This window comes from Aquimarina spongiae, from assembly GCF_900141785.1.
GTDB lineage: Bacteria > Bacteroidota > Bacteroidia > Flavobacteriales > Flavobacteriaceae > Aquimarina > Aquimarina spongiae.
This window is the reverse complement of sequence record NZ_FQYP01000005.1, coordinates 282,578-297,766: the sequence shown is the minus strand read 5'-3', so window position 1 is coordinate 297,766 and position 15,189 is coordinate 282,578. Positions and strand designations below refer to the sequence as shown.

The 15,189-nt window shown below is 36.8% G+C and carries 12 protein-coding genes; 3 read left to right on the top strand and 9 right to left on the bottom strand.

The annotated features are described in order from the left end of the window. Positions 1–661: 661 nt before the first annotated feature. The gene (locus BUE24_RS13030) at positions 662–1,063 is read left to right on the top strand and encodes a hypothetical protein (RefSeq protein WP_073316460.1); all 402 of its coding nucleotides are present in this window, start codon (positions 662–664) and stop codon (positions 1,061–1,063) included. A gap of 144 nt (positions 1,064–1,207) precedes the next feature. Continuing rightward, on the top strand, positions 1,208–2,050 hold the full coding sequence (locus BUE24_RS13025) for a helix-turn-helix domain-containing protein (protein ID WP_073316459.1): 843 nt from the start codon (positions 1,208–1,210) through the stop codon (positions 2,048–2,050). A 46-nt stretch (positions 2,051–2,096) separates the two neighbouring features. On the opposite strand, the gene BUE24_RS13020 is transcribed toward BUE24_RS13025, so the two are convergent. From BUE24_RS13020 to BUE24_RS13000, 5 genes are all read right to left on the bottom strand, one after another. Continuing rightward, positions 2,097–4,247 (bottom strand): xanthine dehydrogenase family protein molybdopterin-binding subunit, encoded by a 2,151-nt coding sequence (locus BUE24_RS13020; RefSeq protein WP_073316458.1) that lies wholly within the window; start codon positions 4,245–4,247, stop codon positions 2,097–2,099. A gap of 5 nt (positions 4,248–4,252) precedes the next feature. Continuing rightward, a complete protein-coding gene (locus tag BUE24_RS13015; RefSeq protein WP_073316457.1) occupies positions 4,253–4,741 on the bottom strand; it encodes a (2Fe-2S)-binding protein in 489 nt (162 codons plus the stop codon). 48 nt (positions 4,742–4,789) lie between these two features. After that, complete coding sequence (locus BUE24_RS13010; protein WP_073316456.1) at positions 4,790–5,404, bottom strand: hypothetical protein; 615 nt, start codon at positions 5,402–5,404, stop codon at positions 4,790–4,792. A gap of 215 nt (positions 5,405–5,619) precedes the next feature. Continuing rightward, the gene (locus tag BUE24_RS13005) at positions 5,620–6,222 is read right to left on the bottom strand and encodes a hypothetical protein (RefSeq protein WP_139241991.1); all 603 of its coding nucleotides are present in this window, start codon (positions 6,220–6,222) and stop codon (positions 5,620–5,622) included. A gap of 283 nt (positions 6,223–6,505) precedes the next feature. Further along, positions 6,506–6,964, bottom strand: coding sequence for a COG2426 family protein (locus BUE24_RS13000; RefSeq protein ID WP_073316454.1), 459 nt, complete (start codon positions 6,962–6,964; stop codon positions 6,506–6,508). Positions 6,965–7,257: 293 nt separating this feature from the next. Between BUE24_RS13000 and BUE24_RS12995 the strand changes: the two genes are divergently transcribed. After that, a complete protein-coding gene (locus BUE24_RS12995; RefSeq protein WP_073316453.1) occupies positions 7,258–7,689 on the top strand; it encodes a hypothetical protein in 432 nt (143 codons plus the stop codon). Between the two features lie 20 nt (positions 7,690–7,709). Here the strand turns inward: BUE24_RS12995 and BUE24_RS12990 are convergent, their stop codons facing one another. From BUE24_RS12990 to BUE24_RS12975, 4 genes are read right to left on the bottom strand one after another with little or no spacing between them, the layout of a single operon-like run. Further along, positions 7,710–9,410 (bottom strand): efflux RND transporter periplasmic adaptor subunit, encoded by a 1,701-nt coding sequence (locus tag BUE24_RS12990; RefSeq protein ID WP_073316452.1) that lies wholly within the window; start codon positions 9,408–9,410, stop codon positions 7,710–7,712. Positions 9,411–9,412: 2 nt separating this feature from the next. Continuing rightward, positions 9,413–10,126: a heavy metal translocating P-type ATPase gene (locus BUE24_RS12985; RefSeq protein ID WP_073316451.1), complete on the bottom strand. Its 714-nt coding sequence runs from the start codon at positions 10,124–10,126 to the stop codon at positions 9,413–9,415. 9 nt (positions 10,127–10,135) lie between these two features. After that, positions 10,136–11,374, bottom strand: a complete 1,239-nt coding sequence (locus BUE24_RS12980; protein WP_073316450.1) for a TolC family protein — start codon at positions 11,372–11,374, stop codon at positions 10,136–10,138. After that, on the bottom strand, positions 11,371–15,117 hold the full coding sequence (locus tag BUE24_RS12975) for an efflux RND transporter permease subunit (protein WP_073316632.1): 3,747 nt from the start codon (positions 15,115–15,117) through the stop codon (positions 11,371–11,373). The genes BUE24_RS12980 and BUE24_RS12975 overlap by 4 nt, the downstream gene beginning before the upstream one ends. Positions 15,118–15,189 lie beyond the last annotated feature (72 nt).

Here is a 15,189-nt window from a genome sequence, read left to right as displayed (position 1 = left end):
TCCTAAGCCCGAATCTGAAAAAAGATTCCATTTTGTATAGGCAATGCGTCTGATTGTACAGACTCATTATTGTTAATACCAAATGTAACAAAAAAGTAATATCAAAAACTTTTTTACATAATTATTTTTTTACTATTTGATCTTAAGTAATGCCATAGTTAAGTAAAACAAATAACTAAGAGACATCTCAACAACTCTTTAAAAATCAACAATTTATTTTAACAAGTTACTATCACTATAAGGAATTTCTCTTCTAAAAAGGATCAATCAGGATATAATCATAATCCTGTATCTTCAGCTTTTACGCAACATTTTATGATATACATCTGCCAATTGGATCTCAATAAAATTGATGATACGCTTCTCTGATTTGTTGTTTTGACAAAAAAACGCTTTGTGATTTTTTCTATCAATATCATACTAATAAGGTAAAAACCGATCTTATGAAGACAATAAAAAGCAAAAGGCCGAATTCACTTTGCAGCAAGATCATTCATTTTGTAGTGTATAGTCTTATAGCCGCTCTTTGGTTCTGGTTGTTTTCTTTTTTGTAAAAAGATAAAAGCAGTAAAAGAGTAAAAAGTATGTCAATAACATACCTCGGAAATACTGCGAATATTGATAATCATTTTTTTTAATTATCTTAAACAAAACGAAGCTCATGCAAAAATTCGCCATTACCTTTAGTGTTATCTTATATGCTTTTGCCGTCCCCTATCTGGAAATAAACGACACCCACGTTTTTAACCCAGATTGGACTCCACATGTCAGAATTCATGAAGTGTGGCAACTACTTACCAATTCAGGAATTGGGATTTTGTGCTTATGGATGATATGGAAGAAGAATGAAGTCTTACTCCCTACCATCTTAAGTATGCTGATCACGGGTGGGTTTCTAATTGCATTCTTTATAAAAGATACTTACGGTGGATCAATGAAATATTTAGATGGAAGTGAAAAAACTCTTTTAGGAATTAATATCGGTTTACTTGGATTTGGTGTAGCTTTCTTGCTCTTACTTTTTTCACTTCTTACTATACTAAAAAAGCGTTCTTCAAACTAAGCAGCATCGATCATAACAATGAATGATTTTTAGGGCAATGCAGATATAAACGATCGTACTCTTATCTATGCTATTTCATCTTGCCAAGTACAAAATGACATTTTTAGACAAGTGTTTATTACAAAAAAACTATAGTTTTAAGCTATGGGAAATCATTATATCAAATTTATTTACTGTAATGAACTACAAATAGCTGCGTCTTGCGAAGATCGTGTTGGAGATGTGATGAGTACATATCTACCAAGTACCATATTGTTTTTTACACAACTGGGAACACTTCATTTGAAAATAGGTAGCGATGAGTTTCTTATCCCCAAAAATAACTTTGGGTTAATTCGGAAACATCATACCGTTCAATTGCGGAAAACCTGGAGTACCGAAGAGCAATTTGCAAAAACCTATGGTTTTGTTCTTACTAATGATTTTATCAAAAAAGTCATTGATCATATAGAGTTACCCAAACCTATTTCCAATTCTAATCTATGTTTTCTAGAGGTTCCCAATACTGACCAATTGCAGGAGATCATGGATTCTTTAATCCAGCATATTGATAATGGTGAAAATTTGAACACTTCTTATGTAGAACAGCAAACTCGAAAAGCGTTACAAGCTCTTATCCTTGCTAACAAGGATATTGGTATTATTTTTAAAGAGTTTTCCCAAAATGAGAAAGCAAACCTGGAAGAACTTATTCTTAATAATTACCTCTATAATGTACCTCTAAAGGTTCTAGCAGAACAGTCTGGAAGAAGCTTATCTACTTTTAATCGAGATTTCAAAGTGATTTTTAATGAAACTCCTCACAAATGGATCTTAAACAAACGTTTGGAGCACGCAAAACATCTGATGGAACATGATCAAATGAAACCTTCAGCAGTATTTCTGCAATGTGGTTTTGAAGACTTATCTCATTTCAGCAGAACGTTTAAGAAAAAATTTGAGATATCCCCTTCTGTATTCTATAAGAACTGTTTTCAAGAGATGTAATCCTGCTTTGAAATTAAATTTGAATGTTATTTTATTCATTAAACATTCAACTAAGTCGTAATGGCAATTCTGTCAATCGTTTGTTCGTAAGCCTTTTGATGGCATTTGCAACTGCTGCCCCTATAGGTCCCAACGGTGGTTCTCCCACAGGTAATGGTACATCTGCTCCTTGTATTAAATGCACTTCAATTTCTCTGGGAGCATGTTTCATAAGCGCCATATTATAGGGTCCATAAATCGTAGGATATAGTTGTCCGTCTTTCAGCGTCATTTTTTCGTGTAAGGATGCACTTATTCCCATAATAATAGATCCTTCACACTGGGCCTTGACCTGATCCGGGTTTACCGCGATTCCACAGTCCAAAACACAAGTCACTTTGTGAATTTTGATTTCATTATTCTCCACACTCACTTCTGCCACATGTGCACAAGGTGCCCCGGCATCCGTAGAGGCTGCAAATCCCATTGCACGGCCATTTGCTAACTGATCCGAATATGAAGACATATCTGCTGCTTTTTTAATTACAGCCTTCAATCGTTGACCTGCTTCATCATCCTCTATCTGATCTAATCTAAATTGAACAGGGTTCTTTTTTGCTTTAATAGCCATCTCATCTATAAAACTTTCGATAGCAAAGGTATTTGCCAACAAACCAAGACTTCGCCACCAACTAGTTGCAAATGGTAAAGGGTTATGCCATTGTACAGCTCTGAAATTGGGAACTTTACGATACTGAATACTTCCTCCTCGTATAGCCCCAATATCTGCATTAAGCACTCCATGAATCATATCGGGCATGATCACAGATCCAATAGCCACATTACCACTAGCAAAATGATGTTCTACTCCTTCTAGCAATCCATTTCCTCCAAGTTTTCCTTTCATGATATGATGCGTAGGAGGTCTAAACATATCATGCTGAAACTCTTCTTTACGGGTAAAAAAGTACTTCACAGGTTTACCTACTTCCTGGGATAAGAGTGCTGCTTCTACAGCATGACTGGTATTTAACCTACGTCCAAATCCACCTCCTAAATAGGTTGGGATTATGTTGACATTCTCTAACTCAAAACCTAAGGCTTCTGCCACTTGTTTTTGGGTAACCCCAACTACCTGTGTAGATAGAATTACGGTAGCTTTTCCATCTGCAACATGTGCCACAGCTCCATTTGGTTCTATTTGGGCATGTGCTCCTATAGGACTTTTAAACTCAAGAACAACTACCTCATTATCGTCATCGGACAATGCGCTTCCTTCTTTTTGTACCATCATTTCGTTACCATTACCGACAGTAATGATCTCTCTTATTTCTTCTTCTGTCCACTTTTTGGGTATGTCCCAATCTACCCTTAATTCAAACTTGGCAGCCAAGGCCTCAGGATAAGAATTGGCAACAATCCCAATCCAATTGTCTTTTTGCACCACTTTTACCACACCTGACTTTTTTTCGGTATCTCCGATGTTAGCACTTTTAAAAACAGCACCAACATGTTCTGGCCTCACTATTACAGCATGCAACATCTCTGGCATTGCCGCATCCATTCCAAAAATTGGGTCTCCATATACTTTTGCATCGAGATCCACCCGTGAAATCGGTTTCCCAATATACTTATAATCTTTAAGTGGTTTTAAATCTGGAGTATCTGGCACTTCCCATTTGGTCACATCTTTTATAACTTCTGATAGATGGAGTGATTGACCATTACCACTGATTACACCTTCTTTCATCGTAAGGTTCGACAAATCTGTGTTCAATTTTTTGGCAGCTTCAATTTTTAGCATCTCTCTCATTGTTGCAGCCATTTCTCGCAAAGGTTGCCAGAGTTGAGCAACAGACAAACTTCCTCCGGTACTCATCCCGTCGATAATCCCTGTTTCTGTAGCTGCTCCTACTACTTCAACTTGATCCATACGTACTTCAAATTCATCTGCAACCATTTGAGCAATACTTGTAAAGGTACCCTGCCCCATTTCTACCTTTGGAGAATGTACTCTTACCTTATTTTCTTTAGTAATCTCGAACCATAAGTTCGGTTCTGTGCCCGTTCCTGAATACGGAGGGACTAATGATTCTGCCATTCCTAACATTGCTCTTCGTAACGGATTTCTAAATACATAAGTTCCAATTGCCAGCACACCAACAGTACCCAAACCTCCTCTAACAATAAACTTACGACGTGATATCTTTTTTGCCATGATAATTATAGTTTAGGTGTTGAGTCATTAGTATCTCCTGTTAGTTCGGCTGCCCGATGAATTGCTTTACGCATTCGATAATATGTACCACAACGGCATATATTAATGATGTTTTGATCTATATCCTCATCTGTGGGTTTAGGATTTTCGTTTAACAGAGCAGCAGTAGCCATCATAAAACCAGGTTGACAATATCCACATTGAGGTACAACTTCTTCTATCCATGCCTGTTGTACTGGATGAGGATTTTCCGGTGTTCCCAATCCTTCAATTGTAGTCACTTGCTTTCCTTCTGCAAACTTTACAGCATAAGAACAAGACCTAATGGCCTGTCCATCTACCAGCAACGTACATGCACCGCAAGCTGCTTTTCCGCAACCAAACTTAGTGCCTTTTAAATCCAAAATATCTCTAACTACCCATAATAAAGGGGTGTTAGGATCCTCAATTTCTACTTTTTGGGGTTGATTATTAACAGTGAAAGATATAATCATTAGGTAATGTTTTTTAAGTTAAAAGGGATACACGGAAAGTGTTCTGGATTATTCTGAAGGAATGACCGCTCCATCTTCAAACCACTCTTTGACGACTTTTATATATTCATCCAATGCCACTGGGGGCTTTTCTCTAGGCACACCATTGGCATCTACGCCTGGATCCCAGGCCCACAACACCAATTCGTGTTCAGTAAGATGATGCATTACTTCTTCGTGATTTCTTCCACCGTTTCTTTCTGGGTCGAGCATTGATTCTGCTATCTCAACGCTGGTGAGTCCTTCCCATTTCATTTTTTCTGGAGCTAAACTCCATTCGGGAGCACCAGGTACCCCCGAGTAATTGTTGTTTTCATCTTGATGGCAAGTAGCACATTTGGTAGCTTCGTAACCGTGATTCGATGCTCCTCGAGACATTCCAAAATAATGCGGATGTCGATCATCACCTTGTTTAGGAATATTATCATTGGGATGACAATTTACGCACCTCTGGTGCATTAAAACCGACATCATTTTATCAAAATTTTCTTTGTTTATATTGGAAATAGGCTCTTCAGGTTTAATAAGAACATATGAGGAGGGATTTGCATCGAAGTGTGAAGCAAAAAGGATACCCGCTACCAAAAAAACAAAAGCCAAAGAATAAAGGACTTTTCTATTCATATTCAGAGGATTGTGTGAATTGTCCTTTAAAGATACTACTAAATTGTAAACCTTAGTTGTCTAAAAACGTCAAACCCAAATGAATAAAAGAAGAAGGGTATATCTATTCGCGAAAGAAATAATAAGTCCTTTAGAAAAAAGGATACAAAAAAAGAGTAATCAACGGATCGTGATTACTCTTACAAATAAGATCTGTTAAACTTTATTATTCTTTTCTACATGCGTAGCGCTTCGTACACATTAATGGATTCGAAGTTACGACTTTGTGGATTATTTTCTCCATTAGAAGCTGCATATAACTCTCTAAGGAACAATACCGCTCCATAGGAATAATTGACTCTTTCTATCCATTTATTAAATGCATTCTCCTTGGTAGACGTTGTGGTATACTGAAATACTTTTGATTTCAACGCTTCCAGAGATCTATCGTCAAAAATAGGACGTGTAGGGAATAATTTCGATTGATCATCTGTAATATCTAATTGCGACTTAATCCACTCCACATCGGATCTATACTGAAGAATGATTTTATCCTCCATAGTCTGATATGCCGCACGATCAAAAACAATTCTAATCATACTTTGTCTAGTAACATCATCAAACTTAAACGTTAGTTCGGTGTTACTAGCTAACTGATATTGACCATTATTATTGCTGTTTTCCAAAACTACGGTAAAAGGAATACCATTGGTGCTTCGCACACGAAACTCCTCAGCATTAATGCGTTCTAATGCTATATGATCATTTTGAGCATGGGCCTGCGAAAAGAAACAGAACGCAGCTACAATAAATACTAATTTTTTAATTTTTGTTGTCATTTGTAGAAGGGGGTAACTATTCATAATTCAAAGTTATAATTTCACGATCGGTTTTCAAAGTGTTGTATCTTCATTTATTAACATTTTGATACTCCATTCATAGTTTTCCAAAAACCGTACCAACTTAAAACACTACACAGAAAACACTATTAAACATTAAAAATCAATGTTTTAGTCCCAAATCTGTAAAATGTATACGTCTTCCTGTAAAAAGTATACTTTTTTACTTTATACCTAAAATATCTTTGTGGTATCAAAAGCAATAAGGATAAAAAATTAAAGATTATGATACTCCTTGCATAGTCAATAAGGTAGTAGACCATACAATAACCGAAGACAAGAATATCCCTACACTATTCGCTACAAACGCCTTACGTTTTTTAATTTTAAACAAATAAGTAGCGATACTTCCTGCATATACTCCAGTACCGGGAATCGGAAGCATTACAAAAAACAACAATCCCCAAAAACCATATTTTTCTATTTTATTACCAGAGCCTGTTTTTGCTCTTCTGGCAACAAAAATTGCCGCTTTTTTGTAAAAATTCCAGCGCAATAAGTAGCTGTTTATTTTCTCCAGAAAAAATATCATGATAGGAAATACCAAAACATTGGCTAAGAAACATAAAACAAATACCCAGTATATGTTTAAACCATTGATAAGGCCATAAGGTATTCCAACCTTGGCCTCTCCAAATGGAGATATACTCCATAACATGGCGATAATAAATTCCTTAATCACAGCTTACTTTTTTAGGGGCTACAAAGATAATGCTATTCGGCATTTGATAAACTTTTTTAATCATAAAAAAGGTTAAATTGTTCTTTGCAGATCATATTCTTCATTACATATGTCGAGATTCTACTTCTTTCCTTATCAAATATTAAGAATATTATCTGTATATTTAGGTTTCAAATCTTCTTTTCAGACAAATCCCCCACCATTAGTCGATCATTAATTCTATTAATCGATTTTGAACTTAATTTCTGGCGATTCTATAGCTTAATGAATTATTAATTGTTCACTTTTGTAGTATGAAAAGTATAAAAGACACTCCTTTTTATCAAGATGCCATTCAGGAAATTAATTTTCCGTTTGGAGATTATTTTCTTTTTGAAACTTTTGTTGTAGGAGAAGTCCATAAAGATGTTGTGTATACCTGGGAGAATCATGGTAAAATTGTAGTTGAAGAACTTACCAATTTGTATGATCAAAACGGGAAGGACTTGGTCTATATTACCAATAGAATTAACCCATACTCCGTAGTACCCAGCGATTGGCTAAACTTCTACAAATTTCAATATATGCTTAAAGGATATGCTATCGTAAGTTATAACCCAAAAGGCATATTAAACACCATGCTCGAAAAGCTCTTTATGCGAAATAAGTTGAAGAGTTTTAAAGATCTTGGCGAAGCAATTGCCTGGGCCAAGAGTCTTACCAAATCAAAAGAAGCTGTTGCTTAGTCTTTTATACTCCCAACAAATTACTCAATAACATCGATTACTGATCCACATTTTAGCATCATACTCCCATAATACGGATTTTTAACTTCTTGCTGAAGACTCAACCAAATTGCTCCGTTATTTTCATTAGCCATAGGGCAATTTTGAACATAAATAGGTTGCGCTACTTTTTGTAATTGTAAAGTCAAATCCACCATCGAATTGTTGAGCGCTATAAAGTATTTTCTTTGCATGTCTATAGTACTGCTACTTCCGATCTGCTCAATCATCGTTCTACTATCTGTAAAAAGCTGGTTTTGTTCATCATTTAACAAGGAAACATCTGCCTTATCAAATGATTCTAGTAGCTGATTGGTAAAGTAAATTACTCGTTCATGATTTGAGTTCACCAAAGCATCTTTCATTTCAAAGTATGTAGACAACCCTTCTAAAAATGTTTTTTGAAAAGTTACAGGCAAGTATTTTTTGTCGGAATCAGTCTCTATTTTTATCGCACTTATCCTATTCATCATACTTTTTTTGCCTTGTAACTGCGCCGCAGCATCTACCGTAAATGTACCTTGGGTTACAATTTCTTCTCCAGATTCAAGTCCCGAAAGAATTTCAATTTGTGCTCCTACTCTTTTGCCCAAATTCACCTCACGCATCTCGAATACAGATTCATCTGCATTAACCTTTACATAAACCAAAGAACGTTCCCCGGTCCACATCACTGCAGAAGAAGGTACCAATAGTTTTGATGCTATATTCGAATCGTCTATTGGTGTTATCTTTCCAAAAACAAACATACCTGGTTTAAACAATTTATTTCTATTGTCTAGGGTTGCTCTTATGTTGACAGTTCGAGTAGCCTCATTCAAAATAGGATCAATAAAAACAATTTGACTTTTAAAGGTTTTATCGGGATAAGCATTCGTAGCAATATCAATAGATTGTCCTTTTTTGAATTGTGACAATTGACTTTCATACACGTCAAATTCTGCCCAAACGGTTTTTAGACTGCTGACTTTTGCAATGGGTTGCCCCACTTTCAAATAATCTCCCTCGGCACTCATCAATTCTAAAACTGTTCCAGAAACCGTAGCATATATCGGGAAGTTTTCTCTTACCTTACCAGAGTTTTCAATACTATTAATTTGTTTGTCTGACAGTTTCCACAATTTTAACTTGTTACGGACTGCCTGATATAATTTTGGTTGTGATTCTTTTAAGTTGATTGCAGTCAAAAGTTCCTGTTGCGCAGCTACCAGTTCGGGAGCATAGATTGTAGCCAACAATTGTCCTTTTTGAACCTGTTGTCCATCATAGTTTATATGTAATCGTTCAACTCTTCCTTCAAAATAACTAGTTTGTACAGCGATTCCTTCTTCATTTGAAGTGATCTTACCTGATAATGAAATCACATGGTCATCACTTTCAGTTTCACCATCGACAATCGTTGTTTGTACATTGGCCAAAGCTAGCGCATTAGCCGTCATTTTGAACTGTTCTGGAGACAATCCGTCGGATATGGATCCTGCCGGAATTAAGTCCATTCCACAGATTGGGCATTCTCCAGGTTCTGATTGTCTTATTTGAGGATGCATCGAACAGGTCCAGACTTCTTCCGAAGTTGTAGCATGATTATGCTGATGAGAGTAGGATTCCTTACCAAAAATTAAATATCCTAGTAACAATCCAATGGCTACTGATATGATAATATAAATACTATTTTTCTTCATGATTACACTATTTGGATTAACATTAGGATTGCCATGACGATCATGATTACATTTTCAATCAAAGTAGCCTCGGTCATAGGTAGTTTGATAGCTGTCCCCAAACAAGCGCATTGTATAGACTTCTTATCCAACAATACTTTTAGCACTCCGAATGTGGTCAATGGGAGAATAACCAAAGTGATCACCAATGCTACAGGAATATACAATCGCATCAAAAACAATAATCCCAAACCTGCTTCTATAAAAGGATATATCCAACCATACGCGGGTATGCTTTTGGCCAGAGGGTCATACATTGCAAAAGATTTAGGAAAACCTTTTAAGTCTAAGATTTTAAAGAAGCTGAATACGATATAAAATAACCCCATAAAGTCTAACATTGCCTCACTAGTTTTCCATCCTTTATAGTGAAGCAGTACGCTGGCTATAATGATGTATCCAAAAATGATCAAAAGAGGTTGTAACTGCTTCAATTTTGAAGGCTGAGGAGCCAACACGAATGGATCTTCGGTTCTTTTGGTATTGATTTGGTATTTGGAAGGTAATACTTCTTGTAACTTAACCAAAGGGATTGATGTATCTGAAGTAATAACTGCTTCTGCTTTTTCTAAATCAACGACCACTTCGGTGACTTCGTCTAACTGACTTAATTTCTCTTCAACTCCGCTTCTGCATCCATTGCAGGTCATTCCTGATATATTATATATAGATTTCATCTTTTTATTTTATTGTTGTGGCTTATTATATGAATTACTTAAATAATTGATGTTCGCAGACTGTTTAAAATAATCCTTGACTGCTTGTATTTGTTGTATCTTAAATTTCAATTCCAATTCCTGAACGTCCAAAATATCCACAAAATCAATGGTTCCCGTCTCATAACTTTTTATCAAAATATCTTTTGCATTTTGGGTTTGTTTTAAATTCTTATTCATCGTTTCATATCGTATTCTGGCTTGCCTGCGTTTTGAAACAGCCCGTATATAACTTGTTTCCAAAACATTAATCCGATCTTGTTTATGTTTCTCTATTTCTTGCTGCTTCAATTCGTTTTCTCTGGTTTTGGATTTGTATTTTTTGGTAAAAACAGGTATGGATAAAGAAATAGAAGGTATAAACACATCCTTTCCGTTATCACTAAAACTAAGATCTGTTCTTTCTGAAACGGGGATATAATCCACTCCTATACCCCACTGTGGAGCACTTTCCTTTTGATTGAGCTCCTCTGACTGTACAATTGAAGTGTACAGTCTATCGTATTTTACCAATTCGGGATGTAGATCAAAATCTATGTCTTCAAACACCACATCCTGTTCTGGAATTTGAAGTGGTATCACCTCTATTGCATCATTATCAGATGTTCTATTTAATAGTTTTACAAATGCCTTTTTTTCTGAAATCAACATCTCATTCAAGACTTCATACTTCTCATTCAATTCGTTAATTCTCATTTGCAAACGCAGCACATCCACCGCTGAAGCATTACCTACCTCCAAAGAGGACAAGGCCAATTGCTCATAAACTTTTAATAGTTCTATATTTTCTTCAAAGGCATCTTTTCTAGCAACAATACTATAAAGTTCATAATACGAATGCGCAACAGACAAACCTAGTTTCCTTTTGACAATAGCAATATCTACAAATTCTGTATCGGCCAGGGCATTTTGGTATGTTTCTCTGGCGGATATGGTTCCAAACCAGGGTAACATCTGTCGTACCGAAAATCTAGCGCGTTGCGGTCCTGTTCTGGTTTCTGGTTCGCTCACAAAATATCCCACGCTAAACTGGGTATTAGGTAACCATTTTGAGCCTTCGACCTTTTCCTGTGCGATTTCATATCGCAATTGATAGGCGGCTATTTCTGGGTGATTTGCTTCTGCTTCTTGTATGAAATCCTGTAACTGTTGTGCTTGTACAGAACAAAAAGTAAAAATAAACCCTATATACCATATCCAATTTCTCATTTCAGTTCTTTTTTAAGTTTAATTTCTCTTTTCCATCCAAACAAAACTGGAACTACAAAAAGTGATATCAATGCTACCAACATTCCTCCAAAAGCGGGTATCGCCATAGGAATCATAATGTCGCTTCCACGTCCTTTGGATGTTAAAATAGGAAGCAATGCCAATACCGTCGTTGCAGTAGTCATCAGACATGGTCTAATGCGCTTCTCTCCTGCCTCGACAACAGCATTACGGATTTCACTAAGAGTTTCTGGTTTATTTCTATCAAAAGTTTGAGTGAGATAGGTAGCCATAACCACTCCATCATCTGTAGCTATTCCAAAGAGGGCAATAAAACCTACCCATACAGCAACACTCAGATTCACCTGATGGATCTGAAAAAGATCACGCCAATTTTCTCCAAACAAACTAAAATTAAAAAACCAATCCTGACCATACAGCCAAATCATGATAAACCCACCTGCAAAAGCAACGGCAATAGCCGTAAAAACCATTAGCGTGGTAGACACACTTTTAAATTGGAAGTACAAAATCAGAAAGATAATGACAAGCGTCAATGGTACTATAAATGATAGTGTTTTTTCAGCGCGTAATTGATTTTCATAGGTTCCGGTAAACGTATAACTAATGCCGTTAGGAATCAAAAGCTCCCCACTATCTACATTTGCCTGGATGACCCTTTGAGCACTTTCTACCACATCGACTTCGGCAAAACTATTCAACTTGTCAAATAACACATATCCTACCAAGAAAGTATCTTCGCTTTTTATTCCTTGCGGACCTTGTTCGTAACGAATGGTGACCAGTTCACTTAAAGGTACAGGACTTCCATTAGATACTGGCACATAAATATTTTTTAAATCCTCTGGATTTTTTCGCAACTCTCTGGGGTATCGAACCCGAATCCCGTACCGTTCTCTTCCTTCCACAGTTTGTGTTAGAACCTTTCCTCCAATGGCTATTGAAATGACACTTTGCACATCATCGACAGTAACTCCATATCGTGCTAATTTCTGACGATCAATATCCAATAACAGATACGGCTTACCTACAATCCGTTCTGCAAAAACCGCTTCCTTTTTAACCCCTTCAACCGTTTTTAGAATGTTTTCTAATTGCAATCCAAAAGCCTCTATTTCTTGCAAATTTTGACCTTTAATTTTGATTCCCATGGGTGCTCGCATGCCCGTTTGCAACATGATCAATCGGGTTTCTATGGGCTGTAATTTTGGTGCTGATGTCACCCCAGGTAATTGGGTTACTCTTACAATTTCATTCCAAATATCATCTGAGGATTTTATATGGGGACGCCAATTGCGAAAATATGCTCCGTCTTCGTCTAATATCAATTGATTTCTGTCAATCTCCAATGGGTTGGAAACCGCATTAAAGATTTCATTGGATTCGGCTACAGAATTAGGATTTATAGCTAACTTTCCATTTTTCAATTCAAAATGGCCGTTTTTATCAATTTTGAATCGCTGTGGATTTCCGTTTTTATCCTGTTCAAACTCTGATCGATATCGTATTAAATTTTCATACATCGATAAAGGAGCTGGATCTAACGCAGAAGTGGTGCGGCCCGCCTTACCAACCACAGTTTCAATTTCAGGAATACTGGCTACCGCCATATCTAACTGTTGCAATACGCGTTTGTTCTCGGCTATACCCGCATGCGGTAACGAAGTAGGCATCAATAAGAACGAACCTTCATCCAGAGAAGGCATAAATTCCTTACCCGAATTTTTCATGATAAGAAATCCGCAACTTACGATTACCGCAGGAATTAATAAAAATAAAAACTTGTGCTCTAAAGTCCATCTAAGCATCAGCACATAGTATTTTCTAAATAACCAAAACGCTCCAAGAACACCTGAGCAAATTGCTGCCACAAAAATTAAGTTGACAAATAGGTTGTGAGTATATCCTAAAGGTCTCCAGTATGTTGCTAACAAAAATACAATGGTGATTGCTGATATACAGATCGTACCAAAGTTATATTGCTTTTTAGAAAGTACACCTCTCAGCAATACTATGGATAAAACGCCAAACCCTATTATCACTAATCCCAGCCAATACCCATAAATGATAGCTAGAGTACCGAATACAATGCAAATTGCATTAATCAAGTATTTATACCATACCTTTAGATTACGTTTTTTGAATATATAAGCTGCAAAGGGAGGAATGAAAAACAGGGCTACAATGATCGAAAACGTTAGGGCCATTGTTTTTGTGAATGCCAGTGGACGGAATAACTTGCCTTCTGCGCCAATCATAGTAAATACCGGAATAAAGCTAATGATTGTAGTCAAAACCGCCGTAAGTATTGCTCCCGAAACCTCTGCTGTAGCATTATAGATCACAGTGTTGATTGACTGTTTTTTATCGGGGTCTTTTTGCTGGTTTTCATCCAGATGTCTGATAATATTTTCTGAAAGAATGACACCCACATCAACCATAGTTCCTATCGCTATAGCAATACCGGAAAGAGCAACAATATTAGCATCAACCTCAAATAATTTCATGGCCACAAACACCAGCAAAACAGCTATGGGTAATAGTCCAGAAATCAAAATAGACGCACGTAAATTAAAAACCATCATTACTATTACCAATATGGTAATGAGGATCTCCATAGTTAAGGCATCATGTAAAGTATCCAATGTTTCATGAATCAATTCGGTTCGATCGTAAAATGGAACTATAGTAAGTTGTGATCTTGTTCCATCTGCCAGTACTTTTGTTGGTAAACCCGAAGAGAGTTCTGCTATTTGATCTTTCACGTTATTAATGACCTCCAACGGATTAGTTCCATACCTAGCTACCACCACTCCCCCAACAACCTCTGCACCTTCTTTATCAAGAATACCTCTGCGGGTAGCAGGTCCCAAGTGTACTTTGGCTACATCTTTCACTCGTATCGAAGTATAGTTTGCCGCATCAACCACGGCATTCTCGATATCCGCAATGGATTTTACATACCCTAAGCCTCGAACCAAATATTCTGCCTGATTAATCTCTAAAGTTTGTGCTCCAATATCTCGATTGGATTGTTTAACCGCTTTTACGATATGATGCAAACTGATGTCGTATTGCTTCATTAGTTCAGGATTGATATCGATTTGATATTCCTGAACATATCCTCCTATTGAAGCAACTTCTGCAACTCCTCCTGCCGAAGACAAGGCATTTTTGATATAATAATCCTGAATACTTCGTAGTTCGTGTAGATCCCAACCACCGGTCACCTTGCCTTCTGGATCTCTTCCTTCTAACGTATACCAAAATATCTGGCCGAGACCCGTGGCATCCGGTCCAAGAGATGGATTTACCCCACTTGGCAATAGTCCAGCAGGAAGCGTATTAAGTTTTTCCAGAACACGACTTCGTGACCAATAGAATTCTACATCTTCTTCGAAAATGATATAAATCGTAGAGAACCCAAACATAGAAGAACTACGAATGGTTTTCACCTCAGGCACACCTAGCAGGGCTGCGGTTAAAGGATAAGTAATTTGATCCTCAATATCCTGAGGAGAACGACCATCCCATTGCGTAAAAACAAGTTGTTGATTTTCGCCGAGATCAGGGATAGCATCTACGGCTACCGGATCATGTGGAATCCCATTTATCTTCCAATCAAATGGCGCGTATACCAGTCCTGCTCCTAAGCAAATGAGCACTAACAATACCGCAACGAGCTTGTTTTCTATAAAAAATTTGATGCTTTTATTTAGCATGAATTGAAGATTAAACAAATTGAACATTGTGCAAAGCACTTTAAGCTCTAACAGTTTTTACTGTAGAGCATT